This is a genomic window from Ramlibacter lithotrophicus, from assembly GCF_012184415.1.
Taxonomy (GTDB): domain Bacteria; phylum Pseudomonadota; class Gammaproteobacteria; order Burkholderiales; family Burkholderiaceae_C; genus Ramlibacter; species Ramlibacter lithotrophicus.
In genome coordinates this window covers 1,043,750-1,064,337 of sequence record NZ_VTOX01000001.1, presented here as the reverse complement: position 1 = coordinate 1,064,337, position 20,588 = coordinate 1,043,750, and the positions used below count along the sequence as shown (strand labels likewise).

The 20,588-nt window shown below is 69.2% G+C and carries 21 protein-coding genes; 15 read left to right on the top strand and 6 right to left on the bottom strand.

Features of this window, described 5'->3' with window-relative positions; all coding sequences use genetic code 11:
- Positions 1-133 precede the first annotated feature (133 nt).
- Positions 134-1,678 carry a hybrid sensor histidine kinase/response regulator gene (locus RAMLITH_RS05040; protein ID WP_168106188.1) on the top strand — a complete coding sequence of 515 codons (1,545 nt, stop codon included), beginning with the start codon at positions 134-136 and terminating at the stop codon, positions 1,676-1,678.
- Between the two features lie 66 nt (positions 1,679-1,744).
- Positions 1,745-2,524 carry an SDR family NAD(P)-dependent oxidoreductase gene (locus RAMLITH_RS05035; RefSeq protein WP_168106187.1) on the top strand — a complete coding sequence of 260 codons (780 nt, stop codon included), beginning with the start codon at positions 1,745-1,747 and terminating at the stop codon, positions 2,522-2,524.
- 30 nt (positions 2,525-2,554) lie between these two features.
- Here RAMLITH_RS05035 and RAMLITH_RS05030 read toward each other — a convergent pair whose 3' ends face one another.
- The 4 genes from RAMLITH_RS05030 to RAMLITH_RS05015 form a co-directional block, all read right to left on the bottom strand.
- A complete protein-coding gene (locus tag RAMLITH_RS05030; protein WP_337786104.1) occupies positions 2,555-2,911 on the bottom strand; it encodes an SPW repeat protein in 357 nt (118 codons plus the stop codon).
- Between the two features lie 160 nt (positions 2,912-3,071).
- On the bottom strand, positions 3,072-4,592 hold the full coding sequence (locus RAMLITH_RS05025) for a S8 family peptidase (RefSeq protein WP_168106186.1): 1,521 nt from the start codon (positions 4,590-4,592) through the stop codon (positions 3,072-3,074).
- A 142-nt stretch (positions 4,593-4,734) separates the two neighbouring features.
- Positions 4,735-5,724, bottom strand: a complete 990-nt coding sequence (locus tag RAMLITH_RS05020; protein ID WP_168106185.1) for a Vgb family protein — start codon at positions 5,722-5,724, stop codon at positions 4,735-4,737.
- Positions 5,725-5,765: 41 nt separating this feature from the next.
- The gene (locus RAMLITH_RS05015; protein ID WP_168106184.1) at positions 5,766-6,878 is read right to left on the bottom strand and encodes a 5-methyltetrahydropteroyltriglutamate--homocysteine S-methyltransferase; all 1,113 of its coding nucleotides are present in this window, start codon (positions 6,876-6,878) and stop codon (positions 5,766-5,768) included.
- A gap of 225 nt (positions 6,879-7,103) precedes the next feature.
- Here RAMLITH_RS05015 and RAMLITH_RS05010 point away from each other — a divergent pair, with 225 nt between their 5' ends.
- Genes RAMLITH_RS05010 through RAMLITH_RS04985 form a run of 6 tightly spaced genes read left to right on the top strand, consistent with a single transcriptional unit; the run spans position 7,104 to position 12,539 of the window.
- Positions 7,104-8,276 carry an ABC transporter substrate-binding protein gene (locus RAMLITH_RS05010; RefSeq protein WP_168106183.1) on the top strand — a complete coding sequence of 391 codons (1,173 nt, stop codon included), beginning with the start codon at positions 7,104-7,106 and terminating at the stop codon, positions 8,274-8,276.
- Between the two features lie 26 nt (positions 8,277-8,302).
- Positions 8,303-9,175, top strand: coding sequence for a branched-chain amino acid ABC transporter permease (locus RAMLITH_RS05005; protein WP_168106182.1), 873 nt, complete (start codon positions 8,303-8,305; stop codon positions 9,173-9,175).
- Entirely contained in the window at positions 9,172-10,140 is a 969-nt protein-coding gene (locus RAMLITH_RS05000) for a branched-chain amino acid ABC transporter permease (RefSeq protein ID WP_168106181.1), read from the top strand. Before RAMLITH_RS05005 ends, RAMLITH_RS05000 begins: the two co-directional genes overlap by 4 nt.
- Entirely contained in the window at positions 10,137-10,898 is a 762-nt protein-coding gene (locus RAMLITH_RS04995; RefSeq protein WP_168106180.1) for an ABC transporter ATP-binding protein, read from the top strand. Before RAMLITH_RS05000 ends, RAMLITH_RS04995 begins: the two co-directional genes overlap by 4 nt.
- On the top strand, positions 10,891-11,643 hold the full coding sequence (locus tag RAMLITH_RS04990; RefSeq protein ID WP_168106179.1) for an ABC transporter ATP-binding protein: 753 nt from the start codon (positions 10,891-10,893) through the stop codon (positions 11,641-11,643). The genes RAMLITH_RS04995 and RAMLITH_RS04990 overlap by 8 nt, the downstream gene beginning before the upstream one ends.
- The gene (locus RAMLITH_RS04985; protein ID WP_168106178.1) at positions 11,640-12,539 is read left to right on the top strand and encodes an NAD(P)-dependent oxidoreductase; all 900 of its coding nucleotides are present in this window, start codon (positions 11,640-11,642) and stop codon (positions 12,537-12,539) included. The genes RAMLITH_RS04990 and RAMLITH_RS04985 overlap by 4 nt, the downstream gene beginning before the upstream one ends.
- Before the next feature lie 13 nt (positions 12,540-12,552).
- Here RAMLITH_RS04985 and RAMLITH_RS04980 read toward each other — a convergent pair whose 3' ends face one another.
- Entirely contained in the window at positions 12,553-13,449 is an 897-nt protein-coding gene (locus tag RAMLITH_RS04980; protein WP_168106177.1) for a LysR substrate-binding domain-containing protein, read from the bottom strand.
- A gap of 153 nt (positions 13,450-13,602) precedes the next feature.
- Here RAMLITH_RS04980 and RAMLITH_RS04975 point away from each other — a divergent pair, with 153 nt between their 5' ends.
- The 7 genes from RAMLITH_RS04975 to RAMLITH_RS04945 are packed head-to-tail and all read left to right on the top strand — an operon-like array spanning position 13,603 to position 19,536.
- Positions 13,603-14,292: a substrate-binding domain-containing protein gene (locus tag RAMLITH_RS04975; RefSeq protein WP_168106176.1), complete on the top strand. Its 690-nt coding sequence runs from the start codon at positions 13,603-13,605 to the stop codon at positions 14,290-14,292.
- Between the two features lie 13 nt (positions 14,293-14,305).
- The gene (locus RAMLITH_RS04970) at positions 14,306-15,355 is read left to right on the top strand and encodes an amidohydrolase family protein (RefSeq protein ID WP_168106470.1); all 1,050 of its coding nucleotides are present in this window, start codon (positions 14,306-14,308) and stop codon (positions 15,353-15,355) included.
- A gap of 9 nt (positions 15,356-15,364) precedes the next feature.
- Positions 15,365-16,288, top strand: coding sequence for an amidohydrolase family protein (locus tag RAMLITH_RS04965; protein ID WP_168106175.1), 924 nt, complete (start codon positions 15,365-15,367; stop codon positions 16,286-16,288).
- A gap of 5 nt (positions 16,289-16,293) precedes the next feature.
- A complete protein-coding gene (ligA, locus tag RAMLITH_RS04960) occupies positions 16,294-16,695 on the top strand; it encodes a protocatechuate 4,5-dioxygenase subunit alpha (RefSeq protein WP_168106174.1) in 402 nt (133 codons plus the stop codon).
- Positions 16,695-17,555: a class III extradiol dioxygenase subunit beta gene (locus tag RAMLITH_RS04955; protein WP_168106173.1), complete on the top strand. Its 861-nt coding sequence runs from the start codon at positions 16,695-16,697 to the stop codon at positions 17,553-17,555. Before ligA ends, RAMLITH_RS04955 begins: the two co-directional genes overlap by 1 nt.
- Positions 17,552-18,508: a Gfo/Idh/MocA family oxidoreductase gene (locus RAMLITH_RS04950; protein WP_168106172.1), complete on the top strand. Its 957-nt coding sequence runs from the start codon at positions 17,552-17,554 to the stop codon at positions 18,506-18,508. The genes RAMLITH_RS04955 and RAMLITH_RS04950 overlap by 4 nt, the downstream gene beginning before the upstream one ends.
- Before the next feature lie 5 nt (positions 18,509-18,513).
- Positions 18,514-19,536 carry an aldo/keto reductase gene (locus tag RAMLITH_RS04945; protein ID WP_168106171.1) on the top strand — a complete coding sequence of 341 codons (1,023 nt, stop codon included), beginning with the start codon at positions 18,514-18,516 and terminating at the stop codon, positions 19,534-19,536.
- A gap of 18 nt (positions 19,537-19,554) precedes the next feature.
- On the opposite strand, the gene RAMLITH_RS04940 is transcribed toward RAMLITH_RS04945, so the two are convergent.
- Positions 19,555-20,586 (bottom strand): alcohol dehydrogenase catalytic domain-containing protein, encoded by a 1,032-nt coding sequence (locus tag RAMLITH_RS04940; RefSeq protein WP_168106170.1) that lies wholly within the window; start codon positions 20,584-20,586, stop codon positions 19,555-19,557.
- Between the last annotated feature and the right edge of the window lie 2 nt (positions 20,587-20,588).

The following is a 20,588-nucleotide window of genomic DNA, read 5'->3' as shown; positions in this document are numbered from 1 at the left end:
AACCTGCCCCGCGCCGCGCGGGGGACCGCTTGATTTCCGGCAAGTCGGTGCGCAGGCGGCGCGCCTATCTTTGCGGGCAATGGCGGCGCCGCCTGCGCGCGTCCTCCAGGTTGAACGTCAAGGCGAGGGCAGCATGCATGAGTTTCTCGGGCGCAGCGGGCGCCATTTCCGGCGACTCGCCGGGAGTCTCGCCGGTGGCGTGGAAGGCCTCGCGCAGCAGCTTTGGGTGGGCGCCGCGTGCGCCGCGCTTGCGCTGGCGGGGCGCTGGGCGATCGATCCATGGCTTGGTGACCGGCATCAGTTCCTGCCGGGCTACCTGGCCGTGGTCGCCGCCGCCTGGCTGGCCTCGTGGCGCGGGGGCGCGATCGCCGCGGCGCTGTTCCTGGCGGCGAACACCGGGCTGTTCGCGGCGCGCAGTCCCGCCGACGCGAGCCTCCTGCACGAGGTCCTCGCCCACGTATCGTTCCTGGCCGTCGCCGGCGTGCTCCTCGGCGTCACCGAGGTGGCCGTGTGCACGTACCGGGGCATGCAGGATCGGGTGCGCCGGCTGGCCGAGGCGGATCACCGCAAGTCGGATTTCATGGCGATGGTGGCGCACGAACTGCGCAATCCGCTGTCGATGCTGTCGGCCGGAACCGAAATGATCAGGCAGGGCAAGCTGGATCCGCATGCGCTGGACGACGTGTGGCAGGCCCTGGAGCGCCAGACCGCGCACATGAAGCGGCTCGTCGGCGACCTCATGGACGCCGCGCGGGCCGAGCAGGGCAAACTCGCGCTGATCAAGGAGACGGTCGAGGTCGCCGCCGTGGTTGCGCCCGCCGTCGCGGACGCGCAGACCTTCGCCGACAGCCGGCGGCAGCGGATCTCGGTCACGATGCCGCAGGACGCCGGCCGCCTGGAGGTGGACGCGCACCGGATGGAACAGGTGCTCGGGAATCTGCTGCACAACGCGTGCAAGTTCTCCCCGGAAGGGGCGGTGATCGAGACCAGGGTCGAGGCCTCGCCGACGGAAGTGTCCTTCGTCGTCGCCGACCCCGGGGTCGGGATCGAGCCGTCCCAGCTGCAGGCGATCTTCGAGTCCTTCGTCCAGCTCGAACCCGGCGCGCGCCGCGGCAACGGGCTCGGACTCGGCCTCGCGCTGTGCAGGAAGCTCGTGGCGATGCATGGCGGCTCCATCGAGGCTTCCAGCGAGGGGCCCGGGCGCGGATCGCAGTTCCGCGTGCGGCTGCCGCGCGCGCCCGAGCTGGCCGGGCCCGCAATTGCGCGGCCCGAGGCGCCCGCCCCGGCCCAGGTGGCGGCGCCGCGGGCGCCCAAGGTGATGGTCGTGGACGACAACGTCGATTGCGCCGACTCGCTCGCGACACTGCTGCGGCTGGACGGTTACCAGGCGCTGGTCGCCTACGACGGCCGATCGGCGCTCGCGGCAGCCACGGCCGAGGCGCCGTCCGTCGTCTTCATCGACATGTGCCTGCCCGACATGACAGGCCGCGAACTGGCCACCGGGATCGGGCAGGCGCTCGGGCCGCGGCGCCCGGCCTTGATCGCCCTGAGCGGGATGGACGCCGACGAGGGCGGATCACCGCCGGGCTTTTTCAGCTATCTCGTCAAGCCCGTTGGCATGGAGGAGATCCGGCACGTGCTCGCCGCGCTGCCCCGCGAACCCGCGCGGCTGCACTGAGCCGGGCCGGCCACCGCGACGCCGGCGCCTCTTGCGGCATACTGCCTGCCTTGAGAGGAGATCCACATGAGCGAGGCAACGGCTGTCGTCACCGGCGGCGCGAGCGGCATCGGCGCGGCCACGGCGCGGCGTTTTGCGCTGTCGGGGATGCGGGTGGCGGTCGTCGACCTGAACCGCGAAGCGGGCGAGGCGCTGGCGAATGAACTTGGAGGCGGTGCCTCTTTCCATTCGTGCGACGTCGGCGACCCGGACGCGGTAGAGCGGGTTGCCCACGCGATCGAGCAGGAAGGCCCGCCGGTGCGCGTGCTCTTCACCTCCGCCGGCCTCATCGCGAACGCCGAGACCGTGCTGGACATGGACATGGAAGCCCACGAGCGCGTCTGGCGCGTGAACTACCTCGGCACCGTGCACGCCTGCCGCAGCTTCGGCCGGCGCATGACCCAGCGCCGCGAGGGGGCGATCGTCACCGTCAGCTCCATCAACAGCTTCATGCCGCTGCCGCTGCCGGCCTACAACCCGGGCAAGGCCGCGGTCTCGCGCCTGACGCAGTTGCTCGCCGTGGAGCTCGGGCGGCACGGCATCCGGGTCAACAGCGTGGCGCCCACCTACGTCATGACGCCGCCGCTGCGCGCCCGGATGGACGCCGGCCTGCGCGACGAGAAGAAGATGATGGCGGTGCATGCGCTGGACCGCCTGCCGGCGCCACAGGACATCGCCGAGGCGGTGTTCTTCCTGTGCTCGGATGCGGCCCGCGCCATCACGGGCGTCACGCTGCCGGTCGACAGCGGCTGGCTCGCCGCCGTCAGCTACAAGACCTTCGCCGGCGGCGTTCCCTGGACCGAATAGGGGACCGCGAAGCGCGACCGGCGCGGTGTTTCAGTGCGCGGCGCTCTCGGGCGGCGCGAGCCCGTAGTCCTGCAGCGCCCACAGCGCCAGCGTCAGCACGATCAGGCCGACGATGACGGCATTCACCGTCGCGATGGTGGTGGCGAAGCCGGTCACCCACGGCGCCACGGCAAGCCACAAGCCCAGCGCGGTTTCGGTCCAGTCTTCCCAGGCACGCGGCACGAACATGCCGCCGAGGGCGGCCGCCAGCAGCAACAGGCCCACCAGCGCCGTGTTGCCCATGTCGACGAGCTCGGTCTGGAACCCGAGCACAAGCGGCGAGAACACGAGCCACAGACCGAGGACCGCATTGCCCGTGTCCTGCCAGTGCTTCAACTGCTTCATCATGGTTGTCTCCTGTCGAGCGAAAGAAGCTCTTGTGGCGGAGTCGCCCGTGCTGTCCGGCGCCCCGCAAATGGCGCTTGAACAATAGTCGCCCGCCCGTCGATTACCTTGACGTGAGTCAAGGTGGCAACGCAGCGGCCGAGTAGGGGGGGCGCGGTGGCGCTCAGGGCTTGAGGATCACGATGCTGGCCGTGGCGCCGTCGAACGACAGGCGCGACCCCGCGAGGTTGGAGACGGTGAAGTTCGTCTGCGGGATCGCTGCGGAAATGGCGCTGCTCGTCACCGTGCAGCGACCGCTGCCGTCGGTGACGCAGCTCGCGCTGCCGCCGGGCTCGAAGGACCCGGTGACCGTCACGTTGGCCACGGGGGTGGCCTTGTCTGTGCCGCTGCCTACGGCGATGGTGGCGCGGGCGCGCCAGTTCTTGCCGCTCTTCGCGCCGTAGCCGTTCACCGAGGCGATGCCGACCGTCGTGGTGCCGGGCTCGGCGGCCGCACCGGAACCGCGCGAGTAGAGCAGCAGATTGGGCGAGCCGGCGCCGATCGCACTCAGCACGCCTGCGGTCGCGTTGGTCGTGAGGAAGGAACCGATCGCGGCTGGCGAGGCGTAGCTCCTGGTGTTCGCGTCGTAGTTCGCCTCGGACACCAGGACGGCGGCGCCGGCCACGTGCGGGGACGCCATGGAGGTGCCGCTGATCGTGTTGATGGCCGTGCTGCTGGTGTGCCACGCCGAGGTGATGCTGCTGCCGGGCGCGTACAGGTCGATGCAGGCGCCGTAGTTGCTGTAGGAAGCGCCGGCATCGTTGCGGGTGGTGGCGCCGACGGTGATCGCGCTGGGTTCACTGGCGGGCGAGTAGCTGCAGGCATCCGCCGTGCTGTTGCCCGCCGCCACGACCATGGTCACTCCCTTGCCGACCGCTCCCGCGACGGCGGCGTTCACGGCAGCCGACTTCCCGCCGCCAAGCGACATGTTGGCTACGGCGGGGCGCACCGTGGTGCCGGCGACCCAGTCCACGCCCGCGATCACGCCGCTCCAGCTGCCCGACCCGCGGCAATTGAGCACCCGGACCGGGACCAGCGCGACCGACTTCGCGACGCCCCATGCCGAACCGCCCACCGTGCCCGCCACGTGCGTGCCGTGACCATTGCAGTCGGCCGTGCCGCGCCCGTCACCAACCGAATCGAATCCGCTGCCCACCCGCCCCGTGATATCGACGTGGTCCGCCCGGATGCCGGTATCGATGATGAACGCCGTCACGCCGTCGCCGGTGCGGTCGTAGACGTACGTGCTGCTGAGTGCGAGGTAATGCTGGTCGATTCGATCGAGTCCCCAGGTGGCATCGAATTGCGTGGCCTGCAGCGAGACCGTCTGGTCCTGTTCGACGGACTCGATGCGGGGGTTGTTCCGCAGCCCCTGGAGTGCCTGCGCCGGCAGCGTGGCGGCGAACCCCCTGATTGCCACCCCGTAGACATGATGCAGCTGCGCACCGGGTCCCGCACCCCGCACAAGGCTGGCGGCTTCGGCGGCGGGGTTCGCGACCGTACTGCGGAACACGACGATGTAACGGTCGGGAATCGGAACCGAGGATGCGAACGGATGGGTGGCACCGTCCGCGTTCGCGCCGGGGCTCCACGCGGAAGCCAGGACGGCCAGAAGAATGGCGAAGCAGCGTACCGGCGCGACCATGGCGTGTACTCCCGAAAAGTGAACGCCATGACACTGCAGACCTTGCGACTGCACAAGAGCGTCGCCCCGCGTTGTGACAGCGCTTACGAAGATTTGCCGCACGGGCCCACGCACGAGCACCGCCGGTGGCGCAGCACCGTCGCTACGCCGTCCGGATCACGGTGATGTGCTCGGTGCCGCTTTCCGGCAGCCAGACTTCGCCGGGGCGGCCAAGGATCTGGCGCACATTGGCATTGGCGCGCGGCATGGCGAAGCGTTCGAACTTCTCGGTGCGCGGATCGAACGCGAACACCGCGTTGCCGCCGAAGTCGCTGACCCACACCAGGTCGCGTTCGTCGACGTAGACGGCATAGGGCTGCGGCGACTGGCCCGGCAGCTTCCACGCCTTCCAGCTCCTGGCCTGCGGATCGTGCATGGAGAGCTGCCCGCTGTTCCATTCCGCGACCCACAGCCGCCCCTGGCTGTCGCTCCAGATCCGGCGCGCACCCTGCTCGCGGGTCGGCGGCTCGACCATCACCGACTCGCCGGTGCGGCGGTCGATGCGCGCGATGTACGAGCCGGCCAGCGAACACCACCAGATCTCGCCGGCCGGCGTGGCGCAGATGCCGTATGGACCACGGCCGCGCGGCACCACGCCGGCCCGCACCTGGCCGGTCTTCACGGTGAGCTTGCCCACGTAGCCGAGCTGGCCGGTGAACCACAGGTCGCCGTCCCTGTCGAAGGCGGCCGTGTTGAGGTTGACGTGCGGCAGTCCCGCCGGCAGCGGGAACGCCATGACCTTGCGGTCCGGCCAGCCCACGCGCACGATCGCGTTCTGGGCGCCGTCGGTGATCCAGGCCGCCTTGTCGGGACCCTGGATCACGCCATGCGGCGACGAACGCTGCGCCAGCGGGATCAGCTCGGTGCGCCCGCTCTTCGGATCGAACCATCCGAGGTGGCCGCTCGCCTGCGCGGTGAACCACACGCCGCCATCCGGCGCCGGCGCCACGTCGTGGATACCGGTCCGCTCGGGAGCCTTGAGCGGCCACGACTGCATCCGGAACCGGGGCGCGGCCACGGCGGCACCGGCCGTGGCGAGGAGGGCGAGGGCGCCGGCGGTGCCAAGCGCGTGGCGTCGGGTGAGGCAGGACATGGCGGAAGCGGTGTTCAGAGGTTCGTCGGAGTGCGGCCAGCCTAGCGATCGCCCCAGACTTCCCGGGCGGTCTCGATCACCAGCCGGAGCTTCTGGCGCTGGGCTTCCACGGCGATGTTGTTGCCGTGCACGGTGCTCGAGAAGCCGCACTGCGGCGACAGCGCGAGCTGCTCGAGCGGCGCGTACTTCGACGCTTCGTCGATGCGGCGCTTGAGGACGTCCTTGTTTTCGAGTTCGCCGAACTTCGTCGTCACCAGCCCCAGCACCACGGTCTTGCCCTTGGGCAGGTAGCGCAGCGGCCGGAAGTCGCCGGAGCGGTCGTCGTCGTACTCCATGAAGTACGCGTCGAGGTTCATCTCCTTGAGCAGCGCCTCGGCCACCGGCTCGTAGTTGCCCTGCGCCGCGAAGGTGCTCTTGAAGTTGCCGCGGCACAGGTGCATGGCCAGCAGCATTCCCTCGGGCTTTTGCGCGACCACCTTGTTGATGAATTTCGCGTACCGGTGCGGCAGTTCGTCGGGGTCGTCGCCGCGCTGGCGCGCCGCCTCGCGCATCTTCTCGTCGCAGAGGTAGGCGAGGTTGGTGTCGTCCATCTGCACGTAGGTGCAGCCGGCCGCCGCCAGCGAACGCAGCTCGTCGCCATAGGCGCGCGCCACGTCGTCGTAGAAATCGGGCTCCAGCTCCGGGTAGGCCTCGCGGCTGATGCCGGCGCGCCCGCCGCGAAAGTGCAGCATGGTGGGCGAGGGGATCGTCACCTTCGGCGTGCGGCCGGGGCCGACGCGGCTCTTGAGGTATTCGAAGTCGGCGCGCTGGATGTCCTTCGCATGGCGCACCTTGTCGATCACGCGCATCACCGGAGGCGCCAGCTCCTCGGTGCCGTCGGGCTTGCGGATGGTCACCGGGATGTCGGTCTTCACGCCACCGAGCTGCTCCAGGAAATCGATGTGGAAGTAGGTGCGGCGGAACTCGCCGTCGGTGATGCTCTTGAGGCCCACGTCCTCCTGGAACTTGACGATCTCGGCGATCGCGCGGTCCTCCACGGCGCGCAGTTGCGCCGCATCGATCTGGCCGCTGGCCTTCTGCGCGCGCGCCTCCAGCAGGTACAAGGGTCGCAGGAAGCTGCCGACATGGTCGTAGCGGGCGGGAAGCTGTTGCATGGCGTCTCCTCTGGCGGTGCTGCGAAGCCGGTATGTTAGAACACCGGCCCCGGCGCCGCTGCGATAGCCGGCCGCCCGCTATAGTGCTGCGGCATAGCTGGTAGTGGGGCTTGCCCGGTTGGCCCATGGCGCGCGCGGGCCCAGAATCGCGACGTTCGCGCGCGGCTGCGTCCCGGCGACGAGACAACGAGACAAGAGACAAGAGACAAGAGACAAGGAGACACCATGCACCAGCCAACGATGATCCGAACCGCCCTGGCCGCAGTGCTGCTCGCGGCCAGCAGCCTGGGCCTGGCGCAGTCCGGCACCTTCCGGGTCGGACTCATCCTGCCGATGACGGGGCCGTTCGCGTCCACCGGCAAGCAGGTGGAAGCCGCGGCGCGCCTGTACGTGGCCCAGAACGGCGACACAGTAGCGGGCCGCAAGATCGAGCTGATCGTCAAGGACGATACCGGCACCCCGGACGTCACCAAGCGCATCGCGCAGGAACTGGTCGTCAACGACAAGGTGAACGTGCTGGCGGGTTTCGGGCTGACGCCGCTCGCGCTGGCAACGGCGCCGATCGCGACCCAGTCGAAGACGCCTCTGGTCGTGATGGCGGCGGCCACCTCCAGCATCACGCAGGCATCGCCGTACATCGTGCGCAGCAGCTTCACGCTGCCCCAGGTGTCGGTGGCGATCGCCGACTGGGCGCCGAAGAACGGCATCAGGAAGGTGGTGACGCTGGTCACCGACTACGGCCCGGGCATCGATGCCGAGAAGTTCTTCAAGGAGCGCTTCCAGTTCAACGGCGGGCAGGTCGTGGACTCGCTGCGGGTGCCGCTGCGCAATCCGGACTTCGCACCGTTCCTGCAGAAAGTGCGCGACGCCAAACCCGACGCCGTGTTCACGTTCGTTCCCTCGGGCGCGGGGGCCGCGCTGATGAAGCAGTTCGCCGAGCGCGGGCTGGACAAGGCCGGCATCCGCCTGATCGGCACCGGCGACGTCACGGACGACGACATCCTCAACGGCATGGGTGACGTGGCGGTGGGCGTGGTGACGTCGCACCACTACTCGGCGGCGCACGATTCGCCGGCCAACCGCAAGTTCGTCGACGCGTTCATGAAGGCCAACGGCAACCTGCGGCCCAATTTCATGGCGGTGGGCGGCTACGACGGCATGCGGGTCATCTACGAAGCGGTAAAGAGGACCAAGGGTGCCGGCGGCGGCGACGCGCTGCTGGCGGCGATGAAGGGACAGGTGTTCGAGAGCCCGCGCGGCCCGATGTTCATCGACGCCCAGACGCGCGACGTCGTGCACAACGTCTACATCCGCAAGGTGGAGAAGAAGGACGGCCAGCTCTGGAACGTCGAGTTCGACGTGATCAAGGACGTGAAGGACCCGGGCAAGGCGAGGTAAGGCCGGGAGGCCAGGCCCCGGCATTCATGCTCACCATCCTCTTCGACGGCATCGCCTACGGGATGCTGCTCTTCATCCTGGCCGTCGGGCTGTCCGTGACCATGGGGCTGATGAACTTCATCAACCTCGCGCACGGGGCGTTCGCGATGGCGGGCGGCTACCTCACGGTGCTGCTGATGCAGCGCTGGGGCGTGCCGTTCCTCTGGTGCCTGCCGATCGCCTTCGCCGGCACGGCACTGCTCGGCGCGGTGCTGGAGCGCACGCTCTACCGGCCCATGTACCGCAAGCCGCACCTGGACCAGGTGCTGTTCTCGATCGGCCTCACGTTCATGGCGGTCGCCGCCGCCGACTGGTTCATGGGGTCTACGCAGCAGATCATCCAGCTGCCGGGCTTCCTGCGCGGCCGCACCGAGATCGGCACCGGCGACTGGATCCTCGGCATGGGGCATTACCGCCTGTTCATCATCGCCGTCTGCGCCGCCCTCACCGTGGGCCTGCAGTACGTGCTGGCGCGCACCTGCTTCGGCAGCCGCTTGCGGGCGGCGGTGGACGACCAGCGCGTGGCGGCGGGACTGGGCATCAACGTCAACGCGATCTTCCTCGCCACCTTCGCCTTCGGCTCCGGGCTCGCCGGGCTGGGCGGCGCGCTGGGCGCCGAGGTGCTCGGCCTCGACCCCACGTTCCCGCTGAAGTTCATGATCTATTTCCTCATCGTCGTGGCGGTGGGCGGAACGTCCTCGATCACCGGCCCGCTGCTGGCGGCGCTGCTGCTGGGCGTCGCCGACGTCGCCGGCAAGTACTACATCCCCAAGCTCGGCGCCTTCATCGTCTACAGCCTGATGATCGCGATCCTGATCTGGCGTCCGCAAGGCCTGTTCTCACGCGGGAGCAAGGCATGAGCGACGGTTCGGCGTCCCTGCTCGCCAGGCGCCGGTGGCGCGCGTGGGAGCCGCTGCTGTGGCTGGGCGCCTTCGCCGCGCCGCTCGCCTTCCCGTCGCATGCGCTGATCGTCAACGAGATCGCCATCGTGGCGCTGTTCGCGCTGTCGCTCGACCTCGTGCTCGGGTACACCGGCATCGTGTCGCTTGGCCACGCCGCGTTCCTCGGCATGGGCGCGTATTCGGCGGCGCTCTTCGCCAAGCACGTCATGCCCGACCCGTTGACGGGGCTGGCCGTCGGCATCGCCGCGGCGGGCGTGGTGGGCGCGGTGGCTTCGGTCACGATCCAGCGCGGCAGCGACCTCACGCGCCTGATGGTGACGCTGGGCTTTGGGCTGATCCTGCTGGAGCTGGCCAACAAGCTCGACTGGCTGACGGGGGGCGCCGACGGCCTGCAGGGCGTGGTGATGGGCCCGGTGCTCGGGCGCTTCGAATTCGACCTCTCCGGACGCACCGCCGCGTGGTATTCGCTCACGGTGCTCCTGATCTTCTTCGCCCTGGCGCGCCGCTTCGTCAACTCGCCGCTGGGCGCCAGCCTGCAGGCGATCCGCGACAACCGGCTGCGGGCCATGGCGATCGGGATCCCCGTCGGCACGCGGCTGGCCTTTTCCTATACGGTCGCCGCCGCAATCGCGGGCGCGGCCGGGGCGCTGCTGGCGCAGACCACCGGGTTCGCGTCGCTGGACGTGTTCGACTTCCACCGCTCGGCCGACGTCATGCTGATGCTGGTGGTGGGCGGCACGGGCTGGCTGTACGGCGGCGTGGCAGGCGCCATCGTGTTCAAGCTGATGCAGGACGTTCTCTCGGCGGCGACGCCGCAGTACTGGACGTTCTGGCTCGGCCTGTTTCTGGTGGTGCTGGTGCTGGTGGGTCGCGACCGGCTGGTGCGCCCCTGGACCTGGTGGCGGCGGGGGCGCAAGCCATGAGCGGCGAGGTGGTGCTCAGCACGCGCGGCCTCGTCAAGCGCTTCGGCGGGATCACGGCCACCGGCAACGTCGACCTCGACCTGCGCAAGGGCGCGCGCCATGCGCTGATCGGACCCAACGGCGCCGGCAAGACGACGCTGGTCAACCTGTTGACGGGCGTGTTGCAGCCGACCGCGGGGCGCATCACGCTCGAAGGCCGCGACATCACCGGACTGGCGCCGCACCAGCGCGCCCGGCGCGGCATGGTGCGCACGTTCCAGGTCAACCAGTTGTTCGACCGGCTGACGCCGCTGGAAACGCTCGCACTGACCGTGGCGCAGCACCGCGGCCTGGGCGCGCGCTGGTGGCGGCCACTGGGAGCGGATCGCGCCGTCGCGGAGCGCTGCGACATGCTGCTGGAGCAGTTCCACCTCACCGCCGTGCGCGACGAGCCGACGCAGGTGCTGGCCTACGGCAAGCGCCGGCTGCTGGAGATCGCCATCGCGCTGGCCTGCGAGCCGCGCGTGCTGCTGCTCGACGAGCCGGTCGCCGGCGTGCCGGCCGGCGAGCGCGAGGAGTTGCTGCGCACCGTCGGCAGCCTGCCGGCCGACGTTTCGGTGCTGTTGATCGAGCACGACATGGACCTGGTCTTCAGCTTCGCCACGCGCATGACCGTGCTGGTGAACGGGGCGGTGCTGACCGAAGGCACGCCGGCCGAGATCGCAAGGAACGCCGAGGTGCGGGCGGTGTACCTCGGCACGGAGCGCGTGCATGGCTGATCTGTTGCAGGTGGAGGGCCTGCGCGCCGGCTACGGCGAGGCCGTGGTCATCGACGAGGTGTCCCTTTCCCTGGCCGCCGGCGAGACAATGGCCTTGCTGGGTCGCAACGGCACCGGCAAGACGACCTTGATCGACACGCTGGCCGGCGCCACGCGCCACCACAGTGGCGCCATCACGCTCGGCGGCGTGGAACTCAACAAGCTGCCGGCGCACGCGCGGGCCGCTGCGGGTATCGGCTGGGTGCCGCAGGAACGCAACATCTTCAAGTCGTTGACGGTGCACGAGAATCTCACGGCCGTGGCGCGGCCCGGCCGCTGGACGCCACGCGAGGCCTACGACATGTTCCCGCGGCTGGGCGAGCGCAGGAACAACCTCGGCACGCAACTGTCGGGCGGCGAGCAGCAGATGCTGGCGATCGCGCGGGCCCTGGTGCTCAACCCGCGGCTGCTGCTGCTCGACGAGCCCCTGGAGGGGCTGGCGCCAATCATCACCGAGGAATTGCTGAAGGCGATTGCGCGCATCACCCGCGGCGAAGGACTGGCGGCGATCATCGTGGAGCAGCACCCGCGGGCGATCCTGGCGATCTCGCACCAGGCCCTGGTGCTGGACCACGGCACGGTGGTGCACGCCGGCCCGGCCCATGAACTGGCGGCCGCGCCCGAACTGCTGGAGCGCCTGCTCGGTGTGGCGCGGGATCCGGCGACCACGGGCGCGACAAGCACGACACGAGGAGCAGTCGAATGAACATCCGCAGCATCGGCCTGGTCGGCTACGGCGAGGTTGGCAAGATCTTCGGCGCCGGCCTGAAGCCCCTGCCGGGCGTGACGGCGGTCAGTGCGTGGGACCTGAAATTCGCCCAGGTGGCGGCGCGGGCAGCCGAAACCGGGCATGCGCATGCAGCCGGTATCGTCGTGCAGCCCTCCATGCAGGCGCTGTGCGCCGCCTGCGACCTGGTCATCTCGGCCGTCACCGCGTCCAGCACGTTCGCCGTGGCCCAGGAGGCGGCGCCGTTCCTGCGCGCGGGCACGGTGTTCCTCGACCTCAACTCCGCGTCGCCTGGCACCAAGCAGAGGGCGGCGGCCGTCATCGATGCCGCCGGCGGACGCTATATCGAGGCCGGCGTGATGACTTCCGTGCCGCCGCACGGTATCAAGGTGCCGATGCTGCTCGGCGGGGCGGGCGCGCCCGGACTGGCGGCGCAGCTCGGGCAATGGGGGATGGACGCCACGGCGGTGTCGGAGCGGATCGGCGTCGCGTCGGCCATCAAGATGTGCCGCAGCGTGATGATCAAGGGGCTCGAGGCGCTGGTGATCGAGAGCTACGCGACGGCGAGGGCGTACGGCGTCGAAGAGCATGTGTTGCCCACGCTGGCCGAGACGTTTCCCTCCATCGATTGGCAGCGGCAGGGCGCCTATTTCTTCAGCCGCGTCGTGCAGCACGGCAAGCGGCGGGCCGAAGAGATGCGCGAGGCCGCCAACACGGTGCGCGAGGCCGGCTTCGAGCCGCTGATGGCGTCAGCGACCGCCGACAGGCAGCAGTGGGTGGCCGACCAGGCCGCCGCGCGGCTGTTCGAAGGGCTGGCCAAGGACGCGCCGTGGCAGGCATACGCCGATCGCCTGCTCGCCGGACGCAAGCGCTGAGCCCCGACGTGCTTCAGGCCGCCATCAGCGGTGGCGCCAGTTCCTGGATCAGCCGCAGCATGGCCTGCTGCGTGAGTGTGGCCGGCCGCTGCGAACTCATGGCGACCGCCAGCTTGCTGCGCAGGGCGGGGGTGCCGACCGGCCGCATGGCGAATGTCTGCGGCTGCGGCGAGGTCGCAACCGCGTGGCGCGAGAGGATGGCCGCGCCGGCGCCGTCGGCGACCAGGTCGAGGATGGCGGAGACCCCGTCGACTTCCAGCACCACCTGCGGGCGGCAGCCCAGGTTGGCCAGTTCGGACTCCACCAGCATCCGGATCGCATTCGGCCGGGTCGGGATCACCAGCGGGATGCTCGCGACCTCGCGCAACGCGATGGGCTTCGGGCGCGTCCGACCGGTCCGGCGCTCGACCAGGAACAGCGGTTCTTCCAGCAGCGGCGTCAGCTCGATGCCGGGGGAAGGTTGCGCGTTGTAGAGGAGGGCGATGTCCAGGCGCCCGTTGCCCAGGGCCTCCTGCATGCCGATGGAAAGACTCTCGCTGATCGAGAGCGTCGCCTCGGGCATCCGCTGGCGGAACTCACGGATCAGCGGCAGGGCCAGCACCTTGGCGACGCTGGGAGGCAGACCCACCGCGACGCGGCCGGCGAGGCGGCCGCGCACGCGCCCCAGTTCCTCGCGCGCCCGCTCGACCTGGTGCAGGATGCCGCGTCCATGCTCGAGCAACAGCTTGCCGGACTCGGTTGGAATGGCGCCGCGGCCGTTGCGCGTCAGCAGGGTCTGGCGCAATTCCACTTCGAGCAGCCGCACCTGCCGGCTCAGGGCCGGCTGCGCCACGTCGAGCGCTACCGCTGCCTTGGTGAAGCTGCCGAGCTCGGCGACGCGGACGAAATACTCCAGTTGCTTGAGGTCCATGGATTGCGGAATAGCTTGCGGCCGATTATGCCGGCTGGGCATAGCTGCTAGTGGCGCGTGCCGCTTCTGCGAGGCCGCCGCGCGGGCCACAATCCGCGGCATGCGCAAGCCAGCCAGCCGACGTACGCCGCGCCGTCCGCGAACGAGCCCGTCATGAGTGAAGCCATCGGCGCCATCTCGTCCATGGCGACCCGCGAGCTGCTCGCCGAGCTCGCCGCCGCGTGGCGAGCTCGGACCGGCGAGGCCGTGCACGTCGAATCCGTGGGCGGCGTCGACGCCGCCCGCCGCCTGCAGGCCGGCGAGGACTTCGACGTCGCGGTGCTGGCCTCCGATGCCATCAACCGGCTTGCCGCCGCGGGCGCCGTACTGGCCGGCAGCAAGGTCGACCTGGTGCACTCGCCCGTCGCTGTCGCGGTGCGGGCCGGCGACCCGGTGCCCGACCTCGGATCGGAGGACGCACTGCGCCGCGCAGTGCAGGCCGCGGCGACGATCGGCTATTCGACCGGCCCGAGCGGCACGGCGCTGCTGCGCCTGTTCGAGCGCTGGGGACTGGCCGCCGAACTGCAGCCGCGGCTGGTGCAGGCGCCGCCCGGCGTTCCGGTGGGGGCGCTGGTGGCGAACGGCGAGGCGGCCCTCGGCTTCCAGCAACTGAGCGAACTGATCCACCTCGAAGGCATCGCCGTGGCTGGCGTGTTGCCGCCCCCGGTGGCGATCGTCACCACTTTCTCCGGCGCGGTGTGCGCCGGTTCGTCCCGGGCCGAGGCGGCGCGCCGCCTGCTGGCCTTCATGGCTTGCCCCGACGCGGACAGCGCCAAGCGCCGCCAGGGCATGGAGCCCGCCTGAAAGGAAACGCATGCTGATCATCGATTGCCACGGCCACTACACGACGGCGCCCAAGGCGCTGGAGGACTGGCGCAACAAGCAGATCGCCGGCATCAAGGACGCGGCCGTCATGCCGCGCGCGGCCGACCTGAAGATCTCCGACGACGAACTGCGCGAGTCGATCGAGACCAACCAGCTGAAGCTGATGCGCCAGCGAGGCAGCGACGTCACCTTGTTCTCGCCCCGCGCCAGCTTCATGGCGCATCACATCGGCGACTTCAACGTCTCCTCGACCTGGGCGGCGATCTGCAACGAGCTGTGCTTCCGCGTGAGCCGGCTGTTCCCGGACCACTTCGTGCCGGTCGCGATGCTGCCGCAGTCGCCCGGCGTCGATCCGACCACCTGCATCCCGGAGCTGGAGAAATGCGTCCGTGAGTACGGCTGTGTCGGCATCAACCTGAACCCGGATCCATCGGGCGGGCACTGGACCTCGCCGCCGCTGTCCGACCGGCACTGGTACCCGATCTACGAGAAGATGGTGGAGTACGACATCCCGGCGATGATCCACGTCAGCACCAGTTGCAACCCGGCCTTCCACACGACCGGCGCGCACTACCTCAACGCCGACACGACGGCGTTCATGCAGTGCCTGACCTCGGACCTGTTCAAGGACTTTCCGACGCTGCGCTTCCTGATTCCGCACGGCGGCGGTGCGGTGCCCTACCACTGGGGGCGTTTCCGCGGCCTGGCGCAGGAGCTAAAGAAGCCGCTGCTGACCGAGCACCTCCTGAACAACGTCTTCTTCGACACCTGCGTGTATCACCAGCCGGGCATCGACCTGCTGAACACGGTGATCCCGGTGAAGAACGTGCTGTTCGCCTCCGAGATGATCGGCGCGGTGCGCGGCATCGACCCGGAAACCGGCCACTATTACGACGACACGAAGCGCTACATCGAGGCGTGCAAGGTGCTGTCCGAGGAAGACCGCGAGCAGATCTATGAGCTGAATGCGCGCCGCGTCTTTCCGCGCCTGGATGCGTATCTCAAGGCCCGCATCGGCCTGGTCGGCGGTTCCGCCGCCTGAGATCCTGCCATGGGCACGAAGTTCGAAAAGACCCCGGGCTGGCTGGACTGGTACCCGGGGCCGAGCAAGCCCCGGTTCCAGGTGCCGCCCGGCAGCGTCGACGCGCACTGCCACGTGTTCGGTCCGGGCGACCGGTTCCCGTTCGCGCCCGAGCGCAAGTACACGCCCTGCGATGCCAGCCGCGAGCAGCTGTTCGCGCTGCGCGACCACCTCGGTTTCGCGCGCAACGTCGTCGTGCAGGCGACCTGCCACGGCGCCGACAACAGCGCCTTGCTGGACGCCCTGCAACACTCCGGGGGCATGGCGCGCGGCGTCGTCACCGTGAGGCGCGGCATCACCGACCGGGAACTGCGGGACATGCACGAAGCCGGCGTGCGCGGCGTCCGCTTCAATTTCGTCAGGCGGCTGGTCGACTTCACGCCCAAGGACGAACTGATGGAGATCGCCGGCCGGATCGCGCCGCTCGGCTGGCACGTGGTGATCTACTTCGAGGCCGTCGACCTGCCCGAGCTGTGGGACTTCTTCACGGCGCTGCCCACCACGGTGGTGGTCGACCACATGGGGCGGCCGGACGTGACGAAGCCGGTGGACGGCGAGGAATTCGAGCTGTTCGTCAAGTTCATGCGCGACCATCCGAACGTCTGGAGCAAGGTCAGCTGCCCGGAGCGCCTCAGTGTGAGCGGACCGCCGGCGCTCCATGGTGAACGCAACGCGTACCGCGACGTCGTGCCGTTCGCGCGCCGCATCGTCGAGACGTTTCCCGACCGCGTGCTGTGGGGCACCGACTGGCCGCATCCCAACCTGAAGAACCACATGCCGGACGACGGCCTGCTGGTGGACTTCATTCCGCACATCGCGGTCTCGCCGGAACTGCAGAGAAAGCTGCTGGTGGACAATCCGATGCGCCTGTACTGGCCGGAAGAGGCGAGGTGATCGACATGCCGCTGGACAAACCCTATCTCGACGTGCCGGGGACGACGATCTTCGACGCCGACCAGTCGCGCAAGGGCTACCACCTCAACCAGTTCTGCATGTCGCTGATGAAGGCGGAGAACCGCGTCCGCTTCAAGGCGAACGAGCGCGCCTACCTCGACGAGTGGCCGATGACCGAGGAGCAGAAGCAGGCGGTGCTGGCGCGCGACCTGAACCGCTGCATCCAGCTCGGCGGCAACATCTACTTCCTGGCCAAGATCGGCGCCACCGACGGCAAGAGCTTCCAGCAGATGGCCGGCAGCATGACCGGCATGAGCGAGGAGGCGTACCGCGACATGATGATTGCCGGCGGCCGCCCGATCGAGGGCAACCGCCGGATCGGCGAGAAGAAGCCGGAGAAGAACTGATGGCCCGCATCACCGCCAGCGTCTACACCTCGCACGTGCCCGCCATCGGCGCGGCCCTCGATACCGGCAAGGCCGGCGAGCCGTACTGGCAGAAGGTCTTTGCCGGCTACGAGTTCTCGAAACAGTGGCTCCGCGAGCAGCGGCCCGACGTCGTCTTCCTGGTCTACAACGACCACGCGACGGCGTTCAGCCTCGAGATGATCCCGACCTTCGCCATCGGCTGCGCCGCCCAGTTCAAGCCCGCGGACGAGGGCTGGGGGCCGCGGCCGGTGCCGGAGGTGATCGGCCACCCGGAACTGGCGGCGCACGTCGCGCAGTCCGTGATCCAGCAGGACTTCGACCTCACGATCGTCAACCGGATGGACGTCGACCATGGGCTCACGGTGCCGCTGTCGCTGATGTGCGGCCAGCCGCCGGCCTGGCCTTGTCCGGTCATTCCGTTCGCCGTGAACGTCGTGCAATACCCGGTGCCGTCGGGGCGCCGTTGCCTGAATCTCGGCAAGGCGATCCGCAAGGCGGTCGAGAGTTTCGACGCCGACCTGAAGGTGCAGGTCTGGGGCACCGGCGGCATGAGCCACCAGTTGCAGGGACCCCGTGCCGGGCTGATCAACCGGGAGTTCGACAACGCCTTCCTCGACCGTCTGATCGCCGACCCCGAGGGTCTCGCGGCCATGCCGCACATCGACTACGTGCGCGAGGCCGGCAGCGAAGGCATCGAACTGGTGATGTGGTTGATCGCCCGCGGCGCGATGGGCGACCTGGCTGGCGCGCCGCCGCCGAAGGTGCGGCACCGCTTTTATCACGTGCCTGCGTCGAACACCGCCGTTGGACACCTGATTCTCGAGGAATCGAACCAATGAGCAACACGATCAAGGTCGCGCTGGCGGGTGCCGGCGCGTTCGGCATCAAGCACCTCGACGGCATCAAGCTGATCGACGGCGTGGAGGTGGTCTCGCTGGTGGGGCGTGAATTCGGCAAGACGAAGGAGGTCGCCGACAGGTACGGCATCTCCCACGTCACGACCGACCTGGACGAGAGCCTGGCGCTGAAGGAAGTCGATGCCGTCATCCTGTGCACGCCCACCCAGATGCACGCGTTGCAGGCGATGCAGTGCATGCGGGCGGGCAAGCACGTGCAGGTGGAGATTCCGCTTGCCGACAGTCTCGCGGATGCGCAGGCCGTCGTCGCCATCCAGAAGCAGACCGGGCTGGTCGCGATGTGCGGCCACACGCGCCGCTTCAATCCCAGCCACCAGTACGTGCACCGGAAGATTGCCGCGGGCGAGTTCCACATCCAGCAGATGGACGTGCAGACCTACTTCTTCCGCCGCACCAACATGAACGCGCTGGGCCAGCCGCGCAGCTGGACCGACCACCTGCTGTGGCATCACGCTGCCCACACCGTCGACCTGTTCGCGTACCAATGCGGCAGCCCAATCGTGAAGGCCAACGCCATCCAGGGACCGATCCATCCGACGCTGGGCATCGCCATGGACATGAGCATCCAGCTCAAGGCGGCGAACGGCGCGATCTGCACGCTGTCGCTGTCGTTCAACAACGACGGCCCGCTCGGCACCTTCTTCCGCTACATCGGCGACACGGCGACCTACATCGCCCGATACGACGACCTGTACAACGGCAAGGAGGAAAAGATCGACGTCTCCGGAGTCGACGTGTCGATGAACGGCATCGAGCTGCAGGACCGCGAGTTCTTCGCCGCGATCCGCGCGCGCCGCGAACCCAACGCCAGCGTCGCGCACGTGCTGCCTTGCTACGAGGTGTTGCACCAGCTCGAACAGCAGTTGAAGGATTGAGGCCGATGCCGCAGCGACAAGTCGGGCCGTTCCAGGTCGGTGCCATCGGGCTGGGGTGCATGAGCCTGAGCCATGCCTATGGCCAGCCGCCGGCGGCCGAACTGGGCGAGCGCCTGCTGCTCGCCGCGCTCGATGGCGGCGTGACGCTCTTCGACACGGCGGCGCTGTACGGCTTCGGGGCCAACGAAACACTCGTCGGCCGCGTCCTCAAGCCGCACCGCCGGCGGTTCACGCTGGCGAGCAAAGGCGGGCTGGCGGGCGTGCAGACGGAAGAGGGCATGAAGCGCGTCATCGACGGACGGCCGGAATCGATCCGCCGCAACTGCGAGGACAGCCTGCGCCGCCTGCAGACCGACGTGATCGACCTCTATTACCTGCACCGCTGGGACAAGAGGGTTCCGGTGGAGGAGAGCGTCGGTGCGATGGCGGACCTGGTGCGCGCCGGCAAGGTGCGCGCGCTGGGCCTGTCCGAGGTCTCCGCCGCCACGCTGCGCCGGGCCCATGCGGTGCACCCGATCGCCGCGGTGCAGAACGAGTATTCGCTGTGGACCCGGAATCCGGAGATTGCGATGCTGGACGCCTGCCGCGAACTCGGCGCCACCTTCGTCGCGTTCAGCCCGGTCGCGCGCGGCTTTCTTTGCGATGCACTGCACGACGTGACCGCGCTCGACGCGAAGGACATCCGGCGCCACATGCCGCGCTTCGCCCCCGCGAACTACGCCGCAAACCTCATGCTGCTGCCGGCGTACAGGGACCTGGCTGGGGAGGCGGGATGCACGCCGGCACAACTGGCACTGGCGTGGCTGTTGCACAAGGCGCCGCACATCATCCCGATTCCCGGCACCACGCGCGTCGACCACCTGCAAGAGAACCTCGGCGCTGCCGGCGTGAAACTGCAAGCCGCCCTGATGCAGCGCCTGGAGGCGCTGATCAACCAGAACACCGTCGCCGGCGACCGCTACAGCGAGCAGTCGAACCGTGAGGTCGACACGGAGACCTTCCACGAATGGCGGTGCAGCGGCAGCTGACCGCGCCGGTGTCGCGGCCTATGCGTGGCTGGCGCAGCAGTTCAACACCACCCGGCCGCTGATCTGCCCACGCCGCATGCGCTCGAACACGGCGTTGACCTCGGACAGCGGCTGGGTTTCGGTGAGGCAGCGCAATTTGCCCGCTGCGGCGAGTTCCAGCACCGCGCGCATGTCGTTGCGCGTGCCGACCGACGAGCCGATCACCTTCGCCTCGATGCCGACCAGGGACAGGGCCGGGAAGGTGAGCGGCTCCGACGGCAGGCCGACCACCGACAGGATGCCGGCCGGTCGCAGGCACTTGAAGGCGGTGTCGTAGGCGGCCTTCGCTGCGGACGTGACCACCGCGACGTGCACGCCGCCCTGCTTGCGCAAGGCCTTGATGTCGTCGGCGCTGCCTGCGTTCAGCACCTGGTCGGCGCCGTACCGACGCGCCAGTTCGAGCTTGGACGGCTCCAGGTCCAGCGCGATCACTTCCGCACCCCAGGCCTTGGCGATCTGGACGGCCAGATGGCCCAGGCCGCCGACGCCGAAGATCGCGACCTTCTGCCCGGCCGCGACGTCGGCATTCTTCAGCGCCCGGTACACGGTCAGTCCGGCGCAAAAGAGCGGGGCGGCCTCTTCGGGTGTGAGGTTGTCGGGCACACGCAGCGCATGCGAGGCCCGCGCGACCATGTATTCCGCGTAGCCGCCATCGACCATCACGCCGGTGATCAAGGCCTTGCGGCACAGGTTCTCGCGACCTTCGCGGCAGGGAGCGCATTCGCCGCAGGTGGCGTGCAGCCACGCGATACCGACGCGGTCGCCGGGCGCCAGGTGGCTCACGTTGGCGCCTTTCTCGACCACGCGGCCGACGACCTCGTGGCCGGGGATCAGGTGCGGCTTCGTGACTGCCTTCAGCGGCGGCTGGTCGCCCTCGGCGACGTGCAGGTCGGAGTGGCAGACTCCGCAGGCTTCGACCTGGACCAGGACGTCGTCGGGGCCGGGTTGCGGGCGGGCGACGTCCTGGAGCTTGAGCGACGGACCGAATTCCTGGAGAACGGCGGCTTGCATGG